The 21,897-nt window shown below is 57.8% G+C and carries 24 protein-coding genes; 22 read left to right on the forward strand and 2 right to left on the reverse strand.

Features of this window, described 5'->3' with window-relative positions; genetic code table 11:
• Positions 1-67: 67 nt before the first annotated feature.
• The 4 genes from PL263_RS15450 (at position 68) to cobD (ending at position 4,494) form a co-directional block, all read left to right on the forward strand.
• Positions 68-1,891, forward strand: a complete 1,824-nt coding sequence (locus tag PL263_RS15450) for a TonB-dependent receptor (RefSeq protein WP_278210165.1) — start codon at positions 68-70, stop codon at positions 1,889-1,891.
• 20 nt (positions 1,892-1,911) lie between these two features.
• The gene (locus tag PL263_RS15455; protein ID WP_278210166.1) at positions 1,912-2,487 is read left to right on the forward strand and encodes a hypothetical protein; all 576 of its coding nucleotides are present in this window, start codon (positions 1,912-1,914) and stop codon (positions 2,485-2,487) included.
• 92 nt (positions 2,488-2,579) lie between these two features.
• A complete protein-coding gene (gene cbiB / locus PL263_RS15460; RefSeq protein WP_278210167.1) occupies positions 2,580-3,497 on the forward strand; it encodes an adenosylcobinamide-phosphate synthase CbiB in 918 nt (305 codons plus the stop codon).
• Positions 3,490-4,494: a threonine-phosphate decarboxylase CobD gene (cobD, locus tag PL263_RS15465; protein ID WP_278210168.1), complete on the forward strand. Its 1,005-nt coding sequence runs from the start codon at positions 3,490-3,492 to the stop codon at positions 4,492-4,494. The genes cbiB and cobD overlap by 8 nt, the downstream gene beginning before the upstream one ends.
• Here the strand turns inward: cobD and PL263_RS15470 are convergent.
• The gene (locus PL263_RS15470) at positions 4,468-5,187 is read right to left on the reverse strand and encodes a hypothetical protein (protein WP_278210169.1); all 720 of its coding nucleotides are present in this window, start codon (positions 5,185-5,187) and stop codon (positions 4,468-4,470) included. The genes cobD and PL263_RS15470 overlap by 27 nt on opposite strands.
• 225 nt (positions 5,188-5,412) lie before the next feature.
• Entirely contained in the window at positions 5,413-6,207 is a 795-nt protein-coding gene (locus PL263_RS15475) for an RMD1 family protein (protein ID WP_140910756.1), read from the reverse strand.
• A 105-nt stretch (positions 6,208-6,312) separates the two neighbouring features.
• On the opposite strand from PL263_RS15475, the gene aroG reads away from it, so the two are divergent.
• The 18 genes from aroG to PL263_RS15565 all read left to right on the forward strand — a co-directional run bounded on the left by aroG (position 6,313) and on the right by PL263_RS15565 (position 21,807).
• Entirely contained in the window at positions 6,313-7,392 is a 1,080-nt protein-coding gene (gene aroG / locus PL263_RS15480; RefSeq protein ID WP_140910755.1) for a 3-deoxy-7-phosphoheptulonate synthase AroG, read from the forward strand.
• 4 nt (positions 7,393-7,396) lie between these two features.
• Entirely contained in the window at positions 7,397-8,374 is a 978-nt protein-coding gene (thiS, locus tag PL263_RS15485; protein WP_256609008.1) for a sulfur carrier protein ThiS, read from the forward strand.
• 9 nt (positions 8,375-8,383) lie between these two features.
• Positions 8,384-8,542, forward strand: a complete 159-nt coding sequence (locus tag PL263_RS15490; RefSeq protein ID WP_278210172.1) for a type II toxin-antitoxin system HicA family toxin — start codon at positions 8,384-8,386, stop codon at positions 8,540-8,542.
• Positions 8,543-8,546: 4 nt separating this feature from the next.
• Positions 8,547-8,759, forward strand: coding sequence for a type II toxin-antitoxin system HicB family antitoxin (locus PL263_RS15495; RefSeq protein WP_278210174.1), 213 nt, complete (start codon positions 8,547-8,549; stop codon positions 8,757-8,759).
• A 14-nt stretch (positions 8,760-8,773) separates the two neighbouring features.
• On the forward strand, positions 8,774-8,974 hold the full coding sequence (locus PL263_RS15500; protein ID WP_278210175.1) for a (2Fe-2S)-binding protein: 201 nt from the start codon (positions 8,774-8,776) through the stop codon (positions 8,972-8,974).
• A 5-nt stretch (positions 8,975-8,979) separates the two neighbouring features.
• Positions 8,980-9,300: a hypothetical protein gene (locus PL263_RS15505; RefSeq protein WP_278210177.1), complete on the forward strand. Its 321-nt coding sequence runs from the start codon at positions 8,980-8,982 to the stop codon at positions 9,298-9,300.
• A gap of 107 nt (positions 9,301-9,407) precedes the next feature.
• Positions 9,408-10,067 (forward strand): response regulator, encoded by a 660-nt coding sequence (locus PL263_RS15510; protein WP_278210179.1) that lies wholly within the window; start codon positions 9,408-9,410, stop codon positions 10,065-10,067.
• A complete protein-coding gene (locus PL263_RS15515) occupies positions 10,067-11,470 on the forward strand; it encodes an ATP-binding protein (RefSeq protein WP_278210181.1) in 1,404 nt (467 codons plus the stop codon). The genes PL263_RS15510 and PL263_RS15515 overlap by 1 nt, the downstream gene beginning before the upstream one ends.
• A gap of 108 nt (positions 11,471-11,578) precedes the next feature.
• Positions 11,579-12,799 carry a sialidase family protein gene (locus PL263_RS15520; RefSeq protein WP_278210183.1) on the forward strand — a complete coding sequence of 407 codons (1,221 nt, stop codon included), beginning with the start codon at positions 11,579-11,581 and terminating at the stop codon, positions 12,797-12,799.
• A 23-nt stretch (positions 12,800-12,822) separates the two neighbouring features.
• Positions 12,823-13,200, forward strand: coding sequence for a copper resistance CopC family protein (locus tag PL263_RS15525; RefSeq protein WP_140910745.1), 378 nt, complete (start codon positions 12,823-12,825; stop codon positions 13,198-13,200).
• Positions 13,201-13,212: 12 nt separating this feature from the next.
• Positions 13,213-13,866 carry a hypothetical protein gene (locus tag PL263_RS15530; protein ID WP_278210184.1) on the forward strand — a complete coding sequence of 218 codons (654 nt, stop codon included), beginning with the start codon at positions 13,213-13,215 and terminating at the stop codon, positions 13,864-13,866.
• Between the two features lie 5 nt (positions 13,867-13,871).
• Positions 13,872-14,984, forward strand: a complete 1,113-nt coding sequence (locus tag PL263_RS15535) for a HupE/UreJ family protein (protein ID WP_278210186.1) — start codon at positions 13,872-13,874, stop codon at positions 14,982-14,984.
• Positions 14,985-15,331: 347 nt separating this feature from the next.
• Complete coding sequence (locus PL263_RS15540; RefSeq protein ID WP_278210188.1) at positions 15,332-15,886, forward strand: energy transducer TonB; 555 nt, start codon at positions 15,332-15,334, stop codon at positions 15,884-15,886.
• 208 nt (positions 15,887-16,094) lie between these two features.
• Positions 16,095-16,532, forward strand: coding sequence for a hypothetical protein (locus tag PL263_RS15545; RefSeq protein WP_278210191.1), 438 nt, complete (start codon positions 16,095-16,097; stop codon positions 16,530-16,532).
• Between the two features lie 11 nt (positions 16,533-16,543).
• Positions 16,544-17,209, forward strand: a complete 666-nt coding sequence (locus PL263_RS15550; protein ID WP_278210193.1) for a response regulator transcription factor — start codon at positions 16,544-16,546, stop codon at positions 17,207-17,209.
• Positions 17,206-18,531, forward strand: a complete 1,326-nt coding sequence (locus PL263_RS15555; protein WP_278210194.1) for a sensor histidine kinase — start codon at positions 17,206-17,208, stop codon at positions 18,529-18,531. Before PL263_RS15550 ends, PL263_RS15555 begins: the two co-directional genes overlap by 4 nt.
• A 129-nt stretch (positions 18,532-18,660) precedes the next feature.
• Entirely contained in the window at positions 18,661-20,910 is a 2,250-nt protein-coding gene (locus tag PL263_RS15560; RefSeq protein WP_278210196.1) for a TonB-dependent receptor, read from the forward strand.
• Between the two features lie 330 nt (positions 20,911-21,240).
• A complete protein-coding gene (locus PL263_RS15565) occupies positions 21,241-21,807 on the forward strand; it encodes a HupE/UreJ family protein (RefSeq protein WP_278210197.1) in 567 nt (188 codons plus the stop codon).
• Positions 21,808-21,897: the final 90 nt, after the last annotated feature.

A 21,897-nucleotide genomic window follows, 5' to 3' on the forward strand; every position in this document is an offset into this window, starting at 1 on the left:
CCTATTCTCTCGCCGATATCTCCTCTGTCGTTTTTTACCCGGATGCGCGGTGGGCGCAGAGGAAACTATGCAAAAAAAAATAATCATGGCTTTGCCACTGGCCGGCATTAGCGCGTTTGTACCCGGCTTCGCCGACGACCAATCCGCCAATTTAGCCGAGACCGTGGTGACGGCGACGCGGTCGGAAAGCAACCAAACCGAACTGGCGACCGCGACGACGATTTATACCCGGCAAGATATCGAACGCTTGCAGGTAAGAACTTTGCCGGAGCTACTGAAAGGCTCGGCCGGCATCGACATGGTGCAGAGCGGCGGTTACGGTAAGGACACCAACATATTTATGCGCGGAACCAATTCCGATCACGTACTGGTGTTGGTCGACGGGATCAAGGTCGGTTCGGTGACGACGGGCACCACGCCGTTTCAATTTATTCCGGTGGATCAGATTGAACGGGTCGAGATCATTCGCGGGCCGCAATCCAGTTTGTACGGCTCCGAAGCCATCGGCGGCGTGATTCAGATTTTTACCCGTAAAGGCGGCAATAGCGAGCGGCCGAATATCGCGCTGGAAGCCGGCGGCGGTTCTTACGACAGTTATAAAGGTTCTGCAGCAATCAACGGAAAGCTGGGGAATGCTTGGTATAGTCTCGGCGCCTCTCAATTTGGCAGTCAAGGTATCAACGCGCGAAGCGGCGTCTCCTTAAGGGAAGGCTTCAATCCTGATCGCGACGGTTACAATAACACCGGCTTAAATGCCAGGGCCGGTTACCGCTTCGATAACGGTGCCGAGGTCGAGGCGTTTTTTTTACGTGCGGAGGGCGAGACCGAAATCGATAACTCTACACTCAGCAGCACGATGTTCATCAACCAAACGGTTGGGGCCACAGCCAGCAAGGATTTCAACGATGTCTGGCGGTCGACGTTGCGTGTAGGACAAAGCGTGGATGATTCGGACAATTTTAGCCATAGCGGAGTGTTTGCCAGTAACTTCGATACCACCCGTTGGAATGCAAGCTGGCTGAACCAGCTCAATCTGCATAAAGACCAGCAACTGACCTTGGGGGCGGATTACCGGCTGGACGAAGTCCAAAGCACGACGCGTTATGCGGAAAACTCGCGCTACGATGTCGGCGGTTTTGTCGAATTGCATAGCCGTTGGTTCGAGCGGCATTTCACCAATGCCTCGTTACGCTGGGACGAAAACCAAGCCTTCGGCAGCAGTCTGACCGGCAATTTCGGCTGGCGCTTCAATTGGGATCACGGCTTGAGCGCTTTCGCCAGCTTCGGCAACGGATTCAAGGCGCCGACCTTCAACCAGCTGTATTTTCCCGGCTTCGGCAATCCCAATCTGCAGGCGGAGCAGTCGACCAATTTCGAAGGCGGCTTCGCCGGGAATCACGCATGGGGGCAATGGGAAATTCGCGCTTACCACAGCAATATTGATAATTTGATCGTGTTTAGCGGCCGGCCGTTAACGGCCAAGAACATCGGTAAGGCCCAAATCGATGGTATCGAAGCGGAAATCTCCGGCGAGCTATTCGGATGGCGCAACAAGTTGAGCATGAATCTGCTGACGCCGAAAGATCGGGCCAATAATTTGCGGTTACCGCGGCGGGCCACGCAGACGCTGTCTTACGACATATCGCGCAGTTTCGCTGCGTTCGACGTTGGTGCCGCGGTGCTGGCGCAGGGCGAGCGCTTTGACAATACGGCCAATACCGTCCGCCTGGGCGCTTTCATGACGATCGATCTTCGTGCCGCTTACCATGTCGATAAAAATTGGATGTTGAGCGCCAAACTCAATAATATGCTCGACCAGCAATATCAAACCGTCAACACTTACAACAATTTCGGTAGAAATTTCTTTTTCTCTATCCATTACAATTACTGACCTTTTTTTCGGAGCACACTATGAACTCGAATCGATTTTTGGCCGTGAAACCCGGCGCCGTGGCGTTGATGGCGTTGATGGCCGCGACCCGGTTTCACCACTTCGGTACGCCATTTGCGCTGCCCGACGCCTCGCTGGCAGTGTTCTTCTTTGCCGGCCTTTGGCTGGGCGGCCGTTATTTGTTCGCGCTGCTGCTGTTGGAAGCCGGTTTGATCGATTATTTGTCGATTACCAAATTGGGCGTCAGCGATTTTTGCGTTTCCAATGCTTACGGCTTTTTGGTCGGTTCCTACGGGGCGATGTGGTTGGGCGGCCGGTGGTGCCGCAAATTCACGGCGCTGACCGCGGTGTCGGCGACGCAACAATTCGCCGCGTTATGGGCGGCTGCCACGCTGGCGTTTCTGATTTCCAACGGTAGCTTTTACTGGCTGTCCGGGCGTTATCCAGAGCCGTCGTTCGGCCAATATCTGGAGCGGGCGGCGATGTACTATCTGCCGCACTTGTCGTCGACTTTGATTTACGGTGTCGTAATCTTCGGTTTGGTTAAAGCCGGCAAAGCTTTGCTCGCCGGCAAAGCCGCGCAGCAAGCGGTTTAATTTCGTTCGGGGCGGCGCGGTCCGCCCTGTCTCCCGTCTCCGATAGTCCGCACGCCGGATAGGCGCGGCGGCTCCCGTCTTTGCATTATTGAATGGCGTTGTTCTCGATTGTGCTGCTGGCTGTCGCTCTAGATTACGTTCTAGGCGAGCCGGGCAATACTTACCATCCGCTAGCCGCATTCGGCCGTTGGGCGGCTTCGGTCGAGCGGCGTCTGCTCAAACCCGAGCAGAGTCCGACCCGGCAAAAACTTGCAGGCGTTTGCGCCTTGGCGCTGGCTTTATTGCCGTTCGCGGCGGCATTGCCGATATTGCTGCTTCCGGACCAATGGCAAACTTTGTTCGGCATAGCGATGCTGTATTTTTGTATCGCTCCGCGCAGCCTGCAACAGCATGCTGAAGCCGTGCGAGTGGCCTTGGCGGCGGGCGATCTGGAACTGGCTCGCTGCCGGGTGGGCTACATGGTCAGTCGCGACACCGCAGGGTTGGACCAAGCCGCGGTCAGGCGAGCGGCAATCGAGTCGGTATTGGAAAATGGCGCCGACGCGGTATTCGCGCCGATTTTCTGGTTCGTGATCGCCGGCCCTTTTGGCGCCTTGCTCTACCGTTGCTGCAATACTCTGGATGCGATGTGGGGTTACCGTAACCGCCGCTACCGATATTTCGGCTGGGCTGCGGCGCGCTTGGACGATGTTCTGAATTGGGCGCCGGCCCGGTTAACGGCGTTCAGTTATACGTTGCTGGGCCGCACCGTTCCGGCGTTAAGGGCCTGGCGCGAGCAGGCCGAGTTACTGGAAAGCCCCAATGCCGGCCCGGTCATGGCAGCGGGCGGCGCGGCGCTGAATCTGCAATTGGGCGGCCCGGCCGTCTACCACGGCCAGTTAAAGCCCAAGCCCTGGTTCGGCGGGGAGCAGCTGCCGGAAAATAGTGACATTGCTCGAGCCAGCGGCCTGGTTTACCGAACGCTTTGTTTATGGCTGTTATTGATTGCACTGGGAGGCGGATTTGCTTGAGCATGGCGGCCGCTTGCGGCAGGCGGCGAGCCGTTACGGCATTCCGTTGGCGGAATGGCTGGACTTGTCGACCGGCATCAATCCGAACGGCTGGCCGGTGCCGGCAGTGCCTACCGAGTGTTGGCAACGTTTGCCGGAAGACGACGACGCATTAATGCCGGCGGCGCAAGCTTATTACGGAAATTCGTCGATATTGGCTGTGGCCGGTTCGCAGGCGGCGATTCAAACGCTACCGTTGTTACGCGGCAGGTCGCGGGTCGGCGTATTGGCTCCGGCTTACGCCGAACACGCTGCGAATTGGCAGCACGCCGGACATCAATTGATTGAGTTGGCGCTTCATGCCGAAGCGATCGAGCGGGCACTGGATGATTTGGATGTGTTGATTGTCATCAATCCGAACAACCCGACCGGCACCTTGTGGGAGCCGGACCGCTTGTTGAATTGGCATCGGCGCTTGAGTCGGCGCGGCGGCTGGTTGCTTGTCGACGAAGCGTTTGCGGATAGCATCCCGGAATACAGTTTGGCGGGGTTTCCGGTACGTTCGGGCCTGATCGTGCTGCGTTCTATCGGTAAGTTTTTCGGTTTGGCCGGGATCCGCTGCGGATTCGTAATCGCCGAAGCCGCGCTGCTGGCGCGGCTGGCCGAAGCGCTGGGGCCTTGGTCGATCAGCTATCCCAGCCGTTACGTCGCGGCGGCGGCATTGGCGGATCGTGAATGGCAACAGAAGAATTCTATCGAGTTAAAGCAGCAAGGCCAGAGCTTGCAACAGTTGCTGGATGCGGCCGGTTTCGCGCCGACCGGCGGCTGCGATTTATTTCAGTGGGTGGCCAATGAAAAGGCAGCGTTGCTGCACGATGCACTGGCCAGGCAAGGAATTCTGGCCCGTTTGTTCGATTCACCGGCCAGCTTGCGCTTTGGCTTGCCGAAAGACGAAGCTGGCTGGTTGCGGTTGTCGGCAGTGATGCAGGAATTAGGCTGCAAGAAGCGGGCTGGTTAGCGGTTTGCGGGTTCTGGAAAGAGCCCATGCCAGCGCCGAGCCGAATAGCCAGATTGTTCCCGGTAGCGGTACTTGCGATACCTGGGTAATATCGGAGTTCGAAATAGTGCCCACGCCGCTGATATCTTGGCTGTCGCCTAGTTTGCGGTTGAATTCGAACACCAAGTATTGCGGGTTGGGCAAGTTGTAAAGATCTTGGAAATTTGGGTTGGTCAGGTCGTTGTTGTCGAACAGGCTGGCATCGAAGAAGGCGGTAATCGCTAACTCCAGTCCCGACACCAATCCGTTGGCATCATAGATATTGCTCGATGGCTCGATGCGTAACATCAGGGTATCGTACGTTCCAGGTGTGACCAAACCGGTCATGCCCAAAGCAGCGATTTGGTCGGCGGTGATTTCCCGGCCGTTATCCGCCAATAAAACGATTTCGTCCCTGCCGGAAAACAACGGCAAGCCGTTTACCAGCAACGAAGACGTGACGTTTTGCGAGTAAAGCAAGCGTAATTCGCCGGTATCGATCGTGGGGCCGGCAAAAAAGTCGACTTGATCCGGCGTTTGCGGATCGAACGTATGCTGACCCGAAAAGCTGGTTCCGGCCAAATCTGCAAAATTGCCGTGGTAATCGAATTGCAGTACGGCGTTGGCGCCGGTAGAAAAAAACAGTAATGTCAAAAGGCTGAATAGTGTCTTCATGATTTTTCCTTAAATTTCGAAATATTTCGGTTTTGTTGCTACTGAATCAACATTCCTTAACAAAGTTAGAAGCTTGCTACTTGACTCTATGTTAGATAATTGGTAGTGCGATTATCCTCTTGCCCGATGGTATGCGTCAACCGTTGATTTGCGGCAAAGCGCTCGTTGCGGAATGGTCGCGCTACCAAGGCTGCCGGTTCGTACGCGGTAACTGTAGTGGCTAAATTAAAACAGCTTATCCAATATCGACATCACAATTTCCACGGCAATCAGCCAAATGATGATCCATTCCAAGGTCGACGAATGCTGGTGTTTCTGCTCGTCGGCCAGCATCTCCAGCAACTCGTGGATTGTCTCCAACTTTTTTGACAATACGTCGGTGCGCGGCTGGATTTCCAGATAATTCGCCGCCATCGAATAAATGCCTTGGTATTCCGGGTGTTCCCAGAAAAATTCCGGCGTATCGAGCAGGTCGTAGTTGAGGATGATGTCGCTCTTGGTCAAGAACAACTTGCCGCGGATTTTGGCCATGGCCTTGCGGTTCAGTTTGATCGTACCTTCCCGGGCCAACGACTGCGGCAAGTGGCTGGTGGTCCGGATCGTGTCGATGGCATTACCTTCGAACGCCGCCAGTTTGATCGACTGCGCCATCGCATGCGACAACGCCAGCAGCACTTTGACGTCCGCCGATTGCAATTCGATATGGTCGTGCTGGAACCGGTCCTGCTCGCAACCCACTTCGTAGCTGAAGTTGTCTTCCTGCGGTTCGTCGTCCGGCTTGATGGCGTAATCCAGTAACAATTCCTGCAAACTGCGGCGGTCGTCCAGATTCAGATTCCAGCACACCATCACACCATAAGCGAACACGATCGCATAGCCGGTTTTGTAATCGATGATCAATGCATTGCGGAACAATTGGGCGCGGGTGGTTTCCAGCAGTTTTTCCCGTAGCGCCGAAAAACGGAATGATTGCGCCAAACAAACCGTCAAGCAACGTTTAATGGCTCTTTCTTCTGTCATGGTGAGGGTCTCGGGTCGGATTGAGCTTAGTTTGCAACATCTTGCCGGCAAAATGGTTAAAATAACCGTTTAAATTCACCTACCGAAAGCTCATTGCTAAGCGTCATGTCTACCAACTATAACACCGATGATTTGAGAATTTGCGAAACCAAGGACGTGGTAGCGCCGATTCAGGTTCATGAAGAAATTCCGATGACGGAATTCGCGGCAGCCAATATCCTGAAAACGCGGGCGGCAATTCATAACATTCTGACCGGTGAAGACGACAGGCTGCTGGTCATCATCGGCCCCTGCTCGATACACGATCCCAAGGCCGCGGTGGAGTATGCACAGCGTTTGAAACAGGAAATGGATGCGCTGCAAAACGATTTGGTAATCGTGATGCGGGTCTATTTCGAAAAGCCGCGCACCACGGTCGGTTGGAAAGGCTTGATCAACGATCCCGATTTGAACTCCAGTTTCAACATTAATAAAGGATTGCGACTGGCGCGCCAGGTCTTGCTCGACGTCAATAATCTAGGGGTGCCGGCGGCGACCGAGTATCTGGATTTGATCACGCCCCAATACGTGTCGGACCTGATTTCCTGGGGTGCGATCGGCGCCCGCACCACCGAGAGCCAGGTACACCGGGAGCTGGCTTCCGGCTTGTCCTGCCCGGTCGGCTTCAAAAACGCGACCGACGGCGGAATCAAGATTGCGATCGATGCGATTAATGCGGCGATGAGCCCGCACCATTTTCTGTCCTTGACCAAGGAAGGCCGCTCGGCGATTTTTTCCACCCGCGGCAACGAAGACGCCCACATCATTCTGCGCGGCGGCAACAATCGGCCGAATTACGACGAAGTCAGCGTCGAGCAAGTCGCCGAAGGTTTGGTCGCGGCCGGTTTGCGGCCGAATATCATGATCGACTTCAGCCACGCCAACAGCTCGAAAAAATACGAGCGGCAAATCTTGGTAGGCCAGGATGTGGCCGATCAAATCCGCGGCGGCGACAAACGCATCATCGGCGCGATGGTGGAAAGCCACCTGGTCGGCGGCCGCCAGGATGTCGAAGAGGGCAAACCGCTGGTCTACGGCCAAAGCATCACTGACGCCTGCCTGTGCTGGGAGGACAGCACCGAATTGTTACACCATCTGGCCGGTGCCGTGCAACGCCGCCGCACCGCCCATACTCACAAGGCTTAAATTCATGAAAATACTGGTAAATGGCGACAGCCGGGAAATCGGCGAAAACGCCACCGTTGCCGATCTGATTGCCGAGCTGGGCTTGGCCGGCAAACGCATCGCGGTCGAATTGAACAAGGAAATCCTGCCTTACACCCAGCATGCGACGCAGCGCCTGCAAAACGACGACAGGCTGGAGATCGTCCAAGCCATCGGCGGCGGCCAGGACGATTTTTTCACGCTGGCTGGTAAACAATACCGCTCGCGCTTGCTGGTCGGCACCGGCAAATACAAAGATCTGGAAGAGACCCGGCTGGCCACGGAAGCCAGCGGCGCCGAGATCGTCACCGTAGCGATTCGCCGCACCAACATCGGCCAGAATCCCGGCGAGCCCAACTTGCTGGACGTGATTTCGCCGGATAAATACACCATCCTGCCCAATACCGCCGGCTGCTACACTGCCGACGACGCGGTCCGCACCTGCCGTTTGGCGCGGGAACTGCTGGGCGGGCATAAGCTGGTCAAATTGGAAGTGTTGGCCGACCAATTGACTTTGTTTCCCGACGTCGCCGAAACCTACGTCGCCGCCGAATTGCTGGTCAAGGACGGTTTCGACGTGATGGTGTATACCAACGACGACCCGATCGCCGCCAAACGCTTGGAAGAAATCGGCTGCGTCGCGGTGATGCCGCTGGCCGCGCCGATCGGCTCCGGCTTGGGCATCCGCAACCCATACAACATTTTGACCATCGTCGAAAACGCCAAGGTGCCGATTCTGGTCGACGCCGGCGTCGGCACCGCGTCCGATGCGGCGATTGCGATGGAATTGGGCTGCGACGGCGTGTTGATGAATACCGCGATTGCCGCTGCGAAGAATCCGGTGCTGATGGCCTCGGCGATGAAAAAAGGCATCGAAGCCGGCCGCGAAGCCTTCCTGGCCGGCCGCATGCCGCGCAAACGCTTTGCCTCGGCGTCGTCGCCGATTGATGGGTTGTTTTTGTAGCGCCGACTGGTGTTCGAAGCTGTATCGATCATTCTGGATCTATTGATCTCGCTGGTCGAGTTCGTCGGGTTATGCCTGAAATTCATTACCGTCGCGGGAAAACCAAGCGATGATTTGGCGCCTGGAACGTTAAACAGCATTCTGAAGCAAGCAGGATTAAAGGAGTAAAACGATGCGTTATGCCATTGTCGTTGAAAAAGTCGAGCAGAACTACTCGGCCTATGTGCCCGATTTACCGGGCTGTGTCGCTACCGGGCAGAGTGTGGAAGAAGTTGAACGTGAAATTCGCTTGGCGATCGCATTCCATATCCAGGGCCTCAGGGAAGACGGTTTACCGATTCCGTTGCCGACCAGTATTGTCGAGTATCTCGAAGTTGCAGCCTGATCAAGTCCCGCCCCATGTCCGATAATCAAGCCGACGTAATAGACGACGTAATCTGCTACTGCAGCGGCACCACCGCTCAACAAATCAAGCAACTGCTCGACGACGGCGTTACCGATCCGGAGCGTATCTCCCGCATCACCGGCGCCGCGTCGGGGTGCGGCGGCTGCGAGTTCGAGTTTCAGCAATTGATCGCCGCGTATAGCCAAGGGGGCTGATTCGGATGGCCTGCTGCGACGATCCCACCGAACCGAAGAAACTCGATCGCCGGGAACTGATTCGCTTGCAGGAGCAATACGGTGAGCTGGTGCGCGACCTGTTCACCGAAGACCCGGAGCGGGTGATTCTGAAATTATTGAACGGCGCCAGTCCCTATCTGACCGAATTGGCCGCGTTGAACGGGTATCATGCCTCGGTCAGGCTCAAGGCCATCGAGTTGCTGGACCATAACAGTGCCGCCGTGCTGCGCCAGATCGTCGACAAACAAGCCGGCAGCGAATTTGCCGCCGCTGCCCAAGCCCGCTTGGCTCAGTTACAACTCTAAACCACCATTCTTTCTCCCCCACGCCGCTCTGGCGGGGCCCGGCACGATAGCCGGTAAATTCCTTGCTACAATGCCGCGCAATTGAATCCGGCACAGGTGGACGAATCATGCGATTGTTATTGGTAGAAGACGATGCCATTTTAGGCGACGGCCTGAAGGCCGGCCTGACCTTGGAAGGCTACGCGGTCGACTGGCTGACCGACGGTGCCCAGGCCGACGAGGCATTGAAGCTGAACCATTACGACCTGATCGTGCTGGATCTGAATCTGCCGCGGATGGACGGCATGACGGTTTTGAAAAACCTGCGCCGGCGCAAGGACAGTACGCCGGTGTTGGTGTTGACCGCCCGCGATGGCATTGCCGAACGGGTAGCGCTGCTGGATAGCGGTGCCGACGATTTCGTCGCCAAACCCTTCGACTTGGCCGAGATTTGCGCCCGCTTGCGCGCGCTGGCGCGCCGCCACGAAGGCCATAGCCTGCCGTTGCTGGAGCACAAGGGCGTCACCGTCGATCCGGCCGCGCACCAGGTGTTCTTCCACGGCCAGCCGGTCGATCTGGCGCAAAAAGAGTTCGAAGTGCTCAGTTATCTGATCAGCCACGTCGGCCAAGTGATTTCCCGGGCCCGCCTGGAAGAAGCGCTTTACGCCTGGGGTTCGGAGGTGGAGAGCAACGCGGTCGAGGTGCATATCCACCATTTGCGGAAAAAACTCGATACCAATTTGATCCGTACCATCCGTGGCGTCGGTTACATCATCGACGACAACTGATGGCCAAACCCCTGCGGTTGGCGCCGCGTTCGTTGAAAAAGCAGCTGTTGCTGTCGCTGCTGTCCTCTCTGCTGCTGGTCTGGGGCGCCACCGCGTACATCAATTACCGGCAAACCCGCGACGAAATCGCCGAACTGTTCAATGCCGAACTGGCGCAATCGGCGCGGGTGGTGCACGCCTTCGTCGAAAACATGCTGCGCCAGCGGGCGCTGACCAAACTGTGGGAGCGCGAGAAAACTCCCGAGCTATTTGACACGCCGATTCTCGGCCATAAATACGAACGCAAGATCGCCTTCCAGTTACGGTCAGTGAAAGACGGCGTGATCCTGCGCTCGGAGAGTGCGCCGGAATTTGCCTTGTCGCTGACTCGCAACGGCTACAGCGAAACGCTAATCAACGAACAGCTCTGGCACGTCTTCAGTCTGAGTAGCGAAAACGGCGAGTACGTAATCCACGTCGGCCAGCGCGAGGATATCCGCCGGCAATTGGTGGAGAGCATCGCCGGCCAGCAAATCGTCGGGGTCTTGATTGCGCTGCCGATCTTGGGCTTGGTGATCTGGTGGATCGTCAGCCGCACGCTGTCGCCGGTCAACCGCTTGCAGCAAGAGCTGGCCAGCCGCGAGGCCGGCTACCTGCAGCCTTTGTCGGAACAGGGCTTGCCGGACGAGATGCGGCCGGTGGTGCAGCAAATCAACAGCCTGTTCGCGATGCTGGAACAAGCCTTCGCCAACGAACGCAATTTTACGTCCGACGCCTCGCACGAACTGCGTACCCCGCTGGCCGGCTTGCAAACCCAATTGCAGGTGGCGCAAAAAGCCGCCGATCCCGCCATGCGCAGCCAGGCCATCGCCAAGGCGCAGCAGGCGGTGGTCAGAATGACGCATCTGGTACAGCAACTGTTGACCTTATCCCGCGTGCAACACCAGGCCGGCATCGCCATGCAGCCTGTCGACGTCTATCAGGCTTTGGCCGATACCCTGGCCGATCTGGACCATCTGGCGCACGCCAAGCATATCGAGCTTGAACTGCACGGCCAGGCCGGCCTGGCGGTGGAAGCCAATCCGCAATTGCTGCAAATTCTGCTGCGAAATCTATTGGATAACGCCATCAAATACACTCCCGCAGGCGGTGCAGTGCGGGCCACCTGCGGCCGCGACGACGGATGGATTTTGATCACGGTGGACGACGATGGGCCGGGGGTGGCCGACGGCGAATACGAACGCCTGAGCCAGCGCTTTTACCGTTGCGTGGAAACGGCGCATACCGCCGAGGGCAGCGGCTTGGGCTTGTCAATCGCGCAGCGCATCGTCGCGTTGCACGGTGCCCAGATCGGTTTTGCCAAATCGGCGATGGGCGGTTTGCAAGCCCGGCTGCGCTTGATTGCTAAGGCCAGTCCCGGTTAGCGAGATCTGGAGCGCTTGGCCATGGTTGGAAACGCAGCACTTTGCCGATTCTGCTTTCGGTCGCGATATGGTGTAATCGGCGCTTTTCGATCAACCCGTTATTAGGCCATGCCGAATTCCAGGACCGCTCATTTTTGGATTGCGCTATTTAGCGTTGTTGGATTGCCCGGTTGCGGCGATATCCCCGGCCTCGGTCAACCGGCCGCCAAGCCGCTGGCTGCGACGCTAACGGCGCCGGTCGATCTGCCGGCCTTGCACTTGCAAAATGTCGCCAGTTTCGATGTGTACCTGGACCGGAACCGGCTGCATGCCGTTTTCCTGGCCACGGCCACCGATACTAAAACGCCTTCTGTTGCCTACCTGCATTCCGACGATGGCGGCTTACACTGGTCGGCGCCGCAAGCCATCGCGCCAAGCGCCGGCCGGCCGATCGAATCCAAAGCCGGCAACGATATCCAGATCGCCGCCAGCGGCGAGAATCTGCTGGCGGTTTGGCAAGCCACCGGCGAATTGCCCGGCATGGGGCCGCTGGCCAGCGCCTATTCCAGCGATGGCGGGCGAACCTGGACGGCCGGCGCCAAGCCGACCGGCAGCGATGCCGACCAGTCCCACCCCGATTTGCTGGCGGACGCCGACGGCCGCTTCCATGCCGTCTGGCTGGACGACAGGGACGAGAATGGTTACCAAGGCCTGCGTTATGCCCGCTCCAGCGACGCCGGCCAACATTGGGAACTGGCGCAAACCATAGACGACACCAGTTGTTCCTGTTGCTGGAACCGGCTGGCGGCGGGTGCGGACGGCGGGATTAATGCGTTGTATCGAGATATGGTGCCGCGGGACATGGCACTGGCACAGTCGGCCGACGCGGGAGCAACCTGGCGCCGGGCCGGCAGCGTCGGCGCCTTCGGCTGGCAGTTCGACGGTTGCCCGCACAACGGCGGCGGTTTGGCGCTGGCCGGCGACCGATCGTTGCACAGCGTGGTCTGGACCGGCGCGGAAAACCGGGTTGGGTTGTATCATATGCAATCCAACGATAACGGCGCCAGTTGGACGCCGCCGCAACGTCTGGGCGAAGGCCCGGCGTTCCATGCCGATATTGCCGCCGGCTCCGGCCGATTGGTGGCAGTGTGGGATGCATTGGGGCCGGAGGGTTCGCGGGTCTATTTCAGCGAATCGGCCGATAGCGGCCGCAGCTGGTTACCGGCCCGGCAATTGTCGCCCGCCGCGGCATCCTTTCCGCGCATCCTGGCGACGCCGAACGGGTTTTTGGCGATGTGGCTGGAGCAATCGCCGACCGGCAAAGTCTGGTCGGCAGCCGTTTTACAATGATTTTACGAATTTAAGAGGTGGTCATGCCCAAGTTAGACATAACAACAATAATAAAACCCGGCTTGCTGGCGCTCGCGCTATTGAGTCCGTTACCAGTTTTTGCCCATGCGATTCTGGTGAAGTCGCAACCGGCCAAGGACGAGACGCTGACCGAATCGCCGAAGCAAATCGATTTGTGGTTTAACGACGCGGTGCGCAGCGAGTACAAGGCGCTGGCCGTGATCGACAGCACCGGCAAACGGGTCGACAACCACGACGTCGAGCAAAGCCTGACCAACGGCGCCAATATCCACGCCACCGTGCCGACGCTGGCGCCCGGCGTCTATACCGTACGTTACCGGGTGGTTTCCGAAGATACCCACATCGTTACCGGCAAGTTCGAATTCACCATCAAACCTTAATCGGCTTCAGTCATGACAATTCAAAGATTTTCCGCGTTTTGGGCGCTAGTCCTGCTAGGCGCCCTGTTGCTGAGCGGTTGCGACAAACTCGATTTCGGCACCAAACAATCCAACGCCCTGGGTAACCGGCCCGACCTGGATTGCATTATCGCCAACGACTTTTACGCGGTGCATTTCAGCGCCTATCTGCAGCCCGACAAGAACGACAAAACCGTCGACGCCAAAACCGCCTTCGTGCCGTTTTGCCAACAAATCCCGCGCGCCGGCAAAATGTTTTTCACCGCCGATTTGATCGATCGCGACATCCGCAGCACGCCGATCGGCATCCGCTTGGTGGAAGTCGAAAAAACCGGGCAAAAAGTGCCGGATGACATCCGCGAAATTCGCACCGTTACCGAAATTCCGGCCAAGCTCTATCCGAAAGGCGCCGTCGAGGCCCAAGCCGATGTCGATAAAACCGGCGATTACGTCTTGTATCTGCTGATCGGCGATGCGATCGAGGACGACGATAAATTCCGCGTCGCCTTGCAAGTCGGTGTGGCGCCGGACGGCCAGCAACCGCCCTGGCTGGTCATCGGCGGCGTCGCTGCGGCGATCGCGGCGGTGGCGGGCTTTCTGGTTTATTTGCTGCGCCGGAAACGCAAAGCCGCCGCAGAGCAGGAATAAAGCCGATGGCTAGATTGTGGGACATGTCGGCGTCGGCCGGCTGCAGGTATGTTTTGGCGATGGTTTTGCTTTTGATTTCGAACTGGGCCGCGGCGCACGCGCCGGGTTTGAGTTCGATAGAGTTGACGATGCAAGCCGACCGCGTCGTCGCCAAAATGACCTTTGCTTTGCAGGACATCGAAGCCTTTTCGCCGATGGATACCGACCTGGATGCCGAGGTCAGCGCCGCCGAACGCGAAGCGGCCAAACCCGCCGTGGCCCAACTCCTGGCCGAGCAGACCCGGGTCAACATCGACGGTGCCGACGTTCTGCCGGTTGTGCCGGGTAGCGTGAATTACGACGACCAGAACAATGCCCATGTCGAATTCAATTTCCAGCCGGCGCCGAAACGGCAATTGCTGATGCAGTCCAAGTTTCTGGCCTGGTTACAGGACGGCCACCAGCAGCATCTGACCGTACGCGATGCCGGCGGTAAACAAATCGCCGAGAAAATGCTGCGCCGCGATGATGACCAATTCCAGCTCGATCTCACCGCAGCCGCCGGCGCCGAGGCCGGCCACGCCGGTTCGACCTTTCTGGATTTTCTGAAGCTGGGCGTCGAGCATATCCTGACCGGTTACGACCATTTGCTGTTTCTGTTCGCGCTGCTGGCGGTCACCCACAGCTTCTGGCCGGCGATCAAAATCGTCACCTTTTTCACGATCGCCCATTCCATCACGCTGGCCTGCGCCGGCTTGAATCTGGTGGATTTGCCGAGCAGTTTCGTCGAACCGTTCATCGCTGCGACGATTGTGTATGTCAGCGTCGAAAACCTGATTCGGGGCGATCACCCCAAAGGTCGGGAATGGCTGACCTTCAGTTTCGGCTTGATCCACGGCTTCGGCTTTGCCAGCGTGTTGCGCGAGTTGGATATCAGTTCCGGCGATAGCGGCATCCTGATGCCCTTGTTGTCGTTCAATCTCGGTATCGAGACCGGCCAAATCGCAGTCGCATCCGTCGTCTTGCCGCTGATTTGGTGGCTGAACCACAAGCCCTATGCCGACAAGTTTCTGAAAGGCTGTTCGGCGCTGGTTTGCCTGGTCGGAGCATACTGGTTTATCGAACGGACCCTGCTTTAATCGGTCACGGTGCGGCAGCGATGCGGCAATTGGCCGCAGTTTGCCGGTCTGGCTGATTCCTTGCATTTATCGGACAATTTTTACAATTCGCTTAATTTTCTCTCCGCAGTTGCGTGCTATTTCCCAGAGCTGGCCAAAACGGATTTGTAATTGCTCGAAACCCACTGCCGCCTTTCGCTGCTGCGGGTCTGCGCGGAGTGCCTCAGCCGGCCGCCGGCGCCTATCGAAAGGAGCGTTCGTCTAATCTTGCGGTCTTGGCCGGCATAGTGGCGGCCGTCGCCGCGCTGCATTTTTTCGGGGTCCGTTGTTTGTTTTGCCCCAGTATTGCGCAGGCAGTCGCGCAACCCTTGCCATTGCAAGTTTCCACCATCAAGATCCGGGCGGCGCAGGCCGCGCCGGCCCGAGCCGCACCGCCGGAAACCGCCAATCCGGCGCAGAAAAAACCGCAACCCAAGCCCAAACTGAAGCGCGTTATCCCCCAGGCGCCGGCATCCGATTTCTCGGTGTTGGACCAGGTCCTCGATCAAGCCCCGAAACCAGAAATTCAGACCAACCGGCCCGAGATTGCCCAGGATGTGGTAGCTGACGGCGAAAAACCGGCGTTTACCGAGGCCTACCTGAGTGCTGAGTACCAGCACAACCCGAAACCGGACTATCCGAGCATTGCCCGCAGTCGGGGCTGGCAGGGCAAGGTCCTGCTGCGGGTGCAAGTGGACACCGAGGGCCGCGCCGAAACCGTGGCGCTCGAGCAAAGCTGCGGCCACGAGTTGCTCGACGAGTCGGCGCTGGAGGCCGTCAAACAATGGCGCTTCGTGCCGGCCAAGCGCGACGATGTTGCCGTCGCCAGCTCGGTGTTAGTGCCGATCATATTTTCGTTGCAAGACGAGCCGCCGATTTCCTAGGCACCGTTTCATTCCAAGCCAAATCCCCCTTATTGCCAGTTGGGCCGGTTTCGCCGGCTGCCTGCAAGCGCGTGTGACAAAAAAAATATAATTCATATTTATGTTAAGATCGCCGCTCTCCCGGATGGGCGGGAGATAGCGCGCGGATCGCCGATTCGCGCCCATTATTTGATTTCGGATTGGCCGGCGCTGGTCGGTTGGGGGCGTTGTGAAGATAGTGAAATTGGGATTCGGGCTGGTGTTATTGGCGTTGCTGACGGCCGGCTGCGGAGCGCCGGACCAAATCAACGCCAGGAATTTGCAAGCCGCCCACAAATCGATGAATCGCATCAAACAGCACTTGCCGCCGGATCGCCAGTTACCGTTCGAAGTGGCCTACTGGTTGGTGCGGGAGCAGCTCAAGCACGAAGCCGACTTTCTGAAAACGATAGACGGCAAGACCCCGTCGCAGTTGATCGAACTGGGGCAGGCCGCGTTCGGCGCGCGCAAATCTGCCGGCGACCCGAAATATGCGAGTTATCAAAACTGGGAGCAATTGCTTACCGAATCCGGCAAACAGCGCGCCGAGCTTGGTGATGCCGAACAGGCCGATCCGCGCGACAAGAAGGGCTATCCGCGAGTCGACTACAAAATGCACGCGATGTAACTACGGCATTTATGCGTCTGTTACTGGTCGAGGACGATCCGGCCTTTGCTGTACTGCTGGCCGCCGATTTGCGCGGCGCCGGCTACATCGTCGATACCGCTGGCGACGGTGAGCAAGGTGAATTCCTCGGCGCCACCGAACAATACGATGCGGCGATCCTCGATCTTGGTTTGCCCAAACTCGCCGGCCTGGAGGTGCTGAAATGCTGGCGCGACGCCAGTAACGCCATGCCGGTCATTGTGTTGACCGCCCGCGATGCCTGGTACGAAATCGTCGACGGTTTCAAGGCCGGCGCCGACGATTACGTCTGCAAACCCTGCCATCCCCAAGAATTGCTGGCCCGCTTACAGGCGGTTTTGAAGCGGGTACACCATTTCAACCAGTCCAGATTAACGGTGTTTGGCGTCGAACTCGACGAAGACGAGCAAACCGCGACACCAGCCGGCGGTGAGGCCCAGCCGCTGACCGCGATCGAATTCAGGCTATTGCGTTACTTCATGCTCAACGCCGGCAAGGTGTTGAGCAAGGCACAACTGGGCGAACACGTTTACAGCGAATCGGCCGAGCCCGACAGCAACGTACTGGAAGTCTACGTCAAACGCCTGCGCAAGATCGTCGGTAACGATTTGATCCACACCCGGCGCGGCCAGGGCTATCTGTTCGGCCTCAGGCCATGATGTCGTTACGTAAGCGCCTGGGCCGCGGCCTGATCGCGGTATTGTGCGCGATTTTCATCCTGCATTGGCTGGCCGCCGACTGGATTATCCGCAGCGCCGCGGAAAAGCAGATGGCCAACCGCTTGGCTGACGACGGCTATTCGCTGCTGGAGACGCTGGCCTATCGCGAAGACGACCAAGTCACCTTCGACAGCTTCCATATCAGTTCGGTTTATAACCGACGCCTGTCCGGCCATTACTACCTGGTTAAGGTCGACGCCCAGGCTTATCCGTCGCCGTCCTTGCTGGATTTCCCGCTGACCGTCGCAGCCGTCGGGCCGCAGCAATCGATGCTGTACCACGCGACCGGACCCAACCGCACCCCGCTGTTGGTGCTGAGCGTGGGTGTGGTCAAATTCGGGCATAGAATCAACATCAGCATTGCCGAAGACCTGTCGGCGGTGGACCACGACATCACCGCGATTCGCGCGGCTTATTTCGGCCTGACCTTGCTGATTTTGTTCAGCGCGATCGCCTTGTTGCGCTGGGACATCCGCCGCGCGCTGCGACCCTTGCACGCAGTGGGAGGCGAGCTGGAGCAGGTCGCCAACGGCGACCGGCAAAAAATCGACGCCCAGGTGCCAGAGGAAGTCAAACCGCTGGTCATGGAAATCAACCACCTGTTGGCGGTCGTGGTGCGGCGTCTGCAACAGTCACGCACGGCGATGGGCAATCTGGCACACGCGCTGAAATCGCCGATGGCTCTGTTGCTGCGAGTCGCCGACGATCCGCTATTCGATAGCCGCCCGGACTTGAAGCAGCAAGTCAGCACCCAGACCGAAACCATCCAGCGTTATATCGAGCGCGAACTGAAACGGGCCCGGATTGCCGGCGACCAACAGGCCGCCCCGGCCTGCAATCCGCATCGGGAAATCATCGCCTTGAAAAAGACCCTGCGAGCGATTTACGCCGACAAGCCGCTGGACATACAAGTGACCTCGCCCAACCAACCACTGCATTTCGACCGGGAAGACTTGATGGAAATCCTCGGCAACCTGTTGGATAACGCCTGCAAGTGGGCAAGACAGCGGATCGACGTGGAGTTGGAATTGGCCGAGCAATTGCTGATCCGCGTTGCCGACGACGGCCCCGGTTGCGCCGTCGATGGCCTGCAACACTTGACCCAACGCGGCCGGCGCCTGGACGAATCGGTGCAGGGCCACGGCCTGGGCCTCGGTATCGTGGCGGACATCGTCGCTACCTACCAGGGCACGATGAATTTTGGCCGCAGTAAGGCGCTGGGCGGCTTTTTGGTCACGGTGAGATTGGCGTTGCAACGCTAAACCGGATTCAACGCGCCGGGATTTTCAGTTTCGATTCAGCTAGCTTGGTTACAGTGCGCGCCGGCATTCAGTTTCGGCTCGCCGGAGCTTGGATGCGGTGCCAACCAAACTTGAAGCGAACTGAATCGTATGCAAAAACAACACGGATTACTGCCGGCATTGCTGGCCGGCCTGATGGCCCACAACGTCGCGACCGCCGAACCCGAAACCCATTCCCTTTCAGCCGACAATGCCGCCGACATGCTGACCAGCATCGAAGTGGCGGAAAGCGTCGAAAAAGCGGCGACTTTTTCCGGTTCGACGGCGGTGATCGGTAAAGACACCTTGGAACGGGATCAAGTCTTTACCGTTAACGAAGCCCTGCGCAAGGCGCCGGGCGTCTACGTCCGAGATGAAGATGGCTTCGGTTTGCGGCCGAATATCGCCTTTCGCGGCCAGAACCCGTTCCGCTCCACCAAGGTGTTGTTTCTGGAAGACGGCATTCCTTTCAACTTCGCGCCCTACGGCGACAACGATATTTACTACCATCCGCCGATCGAGCGCTACGACGGCATCGAAATCTACAAAGGCGCGGATTTGACTCAGTTCGGCCCGCAAACCATCAATGGTGCGGTCAATTATCTCACACCGAAAGTACCTAATACTCCCGGCGGCTTCGTCAGTTTTACCGGCGGTAATCGGGACTATTTGAACGGCCACGCCCGCTACGGCGGCATGGTCAAGAACGTTCAAGGCCTGGACGCAGTGGGCGGCGTAATCGATTACCTTCACAAGGAAGGCATGGCAAACCGCGACAACACCTTTGCCGTGGTCGATGACGTCAATCTGAAAAGTATCGTCGACTTCGATGCCCGCAATCGTCTGACTTTACGCGGAGACTTTTACTATCAGGACGAACCTGGCGCGGCCTTCGGTTTGACCGACGCCGAATACCGCCAGTTGGGTGCCCGCTATAACCCGGACAAAAACGCCAGTTTCACCAACGACCGTTGGTCGACTTCCGCGACTTACGAACACAGCTTCAACAGTGACGTGACCCTGGAAACCAGTTTTTATTGGTCGGCCTACGAACGTAACTGGTGGCGGCAGCAGAACGAATTTCCGACCGAAAGCCAATGCTCGGCAAGTTATCCGGCTTACGTTGCCAGCCGCCAAAACGGAATCCCGATCGATATGGATTTGTGTAATTACACGGTCGGCCGCAAGCGCAATTACCAAACCTGGGGCGTGGCGCCGACCCTGCATGCCAAACACAATTTGTTCGGGATCGAAAGTCGGTTGGACGCCGGTTTCCGCGCCCACTTCGAAAGCCAGGACCGGGAAATGATCCGGGGAATTACGCCGAGCGCTCGCGCAGGCCAGCTATTGGAAAAAAACGAACGTTTCGCTGATGCCTATTCCGGATTTGTCCAAAACAAATTCATTCGGGGCGACTGGACGGTTACTCCGGGCGTGCGCGTCGAATCGGTCGGCTACAGCCGCAGCAATTTGCTGAATGGTGCCCAAGGCCAGCACAGCTTGACCGAAATTCTGCCGTCGTTTGCGCTGACCTATTCGCCTGTCGATCGGGCCGACCTGTTCTTCGGGATTTACCGCGGTTTTGCGCCGCCGCGGGTTGAAGACGCGGTTTACAACGATACTGGCGGTTCGGCAGAGATCGGCGCGGAGATCAGCTGGAACACCGAATTCGGTATCCGCGCTCGGCCGCTGCGCGGCGTCAAAGCCGAGTTGACATACTTTCACAACGACTTCGAGGCGTTGACCGTGTTAGGTACGGTCGGCGGCGGCACCGTGCCGGTGGCGCAGGGCAAGGCTTTGTACGAAGGGATCGAGCTGATGGCGCGGGCCGATTTCGGTGACGTATTCGATTCGGCGCATAACCCCTACGCCCAAATCGCCTATATGTGGTTGCCGACCGCAGAAACCACCGAGGCCTTCCGTTGTGTGCCGTTATCCAGCGGGACTTTGCCTGCGAGTTGTCCGGGCGGTAATGTCCGCGGTTCCGCCGCAGGCAAGCGCGCGCCGTACGCGCCGGAAAGCTTGTTGACCGCAACCCTGGGCTACTCGCATGTCAACGGCTTCGACACCCATTTGGAAGCGGCCTTCGTCAGCGAACAATATGCCGATTTCCTGAATCTGGACAACGGCGCCGACCACCCGGATGGGCCCACCAGCAACGCGGCATTGGGCGGCAGCTACGGCAAAATCAACGACTACGTGGTCGTCAACTTCGCCAGCTCCTACAAAGTGCAGAAGGATTTGACCCTGTTCGTGGCGATGAAAAATCTGCTGGACAACACTTATATCACCGACCGGGTGCGAGGTATCCAGCCCGGCATGCCGCGTCTGGTCCAGGCCGGGTTCAAGTACGAGTTCTAACTCGGTTTTGTCGGGATTGCGTCTGTTCCGCGGAAAAGGGCGTTTTAATGGCGGAACCCCGCCCTGAATGTTCGCTTTGGCGTAACCCGGCGGCCCGGTCAACAGCCTGTCATGTTGCTCTGGCAAGATTCTGCTGATTGGCGCGGGCATGCGGTCAATATGAAATATTATTAAAACTTCATATTTTTGCTAAGATAGCCCTCGTTTGCGTGGTGCCGGTGCTGACGCCCTCCAAAGTCGGGCTGGTGCCGCCAAACCATCATTTCGGAGTGGCGCGCCGTTCGAACCAGGTTCAGTGTCCACCATAACCCTTTGCAGGCAGAGGTCACTATGAGCAAGTCTTTCAAGCGTTTTTTGTTAACGATATTAATGTTTTCGGCCGGTTCGATGCCAGCCTATGCCCATCCTTTCCATGAGGCCGGCGAAGCGATCGGTTTCGGCAGCGGATTGCTGCATCCTTTTTCCAGTTCGGACCATATCTTGACGATGCTTTTTGTCGGGTTGTGGATCTGCCGTAGCGGCCATGGTCGAGCCGTCGTCTCGCTGGCGCTGACGTTCCTGGCGTTGCTGTTGTTGGGCGGCGCAATGGCTTTGGTTCCGCTGGAGATTGCCCATCCCGAAACGCTGATGTACGCCGGCATTTTGGTGCTGGGCTTACTGCTGGCGTCGGGACGCCAATTGCATTGGGCTTTGTCGTTATCGGTGATTGCCGGCGTCGCGGTATGCCATGGATACGCCCATGCTTACGATATTTGGCTGGATAGCGACGCGCTCGGTTATACCGCAGGTTTTACCTTAGCGACTTTGAGTCAACTAGCGCTCGGCGTTGCCGCAAATCGGGCCATCCCGGCATTGCTGGCCGCGCCAGCCCGCTGGGGCGTAGCCCGAATAAATTAAGCAATAATTTCAACCAAAGGAGTTCCGTTCAGCCAAGTTCAATCGCAAACCAGGAAATTTCGCTTTACCCCCATCGTTCAATTTAATTAT

The organism is Methylomonas sp. EFPC3, from assembly GCF_029643245.1.
GTDB classification, from domain to species: Bacteria; Pseudomonadota; Gammaproteobacteria; order Methylococcales; family Methylomonadaceae; genus Methylomonas; species Methylomonas koyamae_B.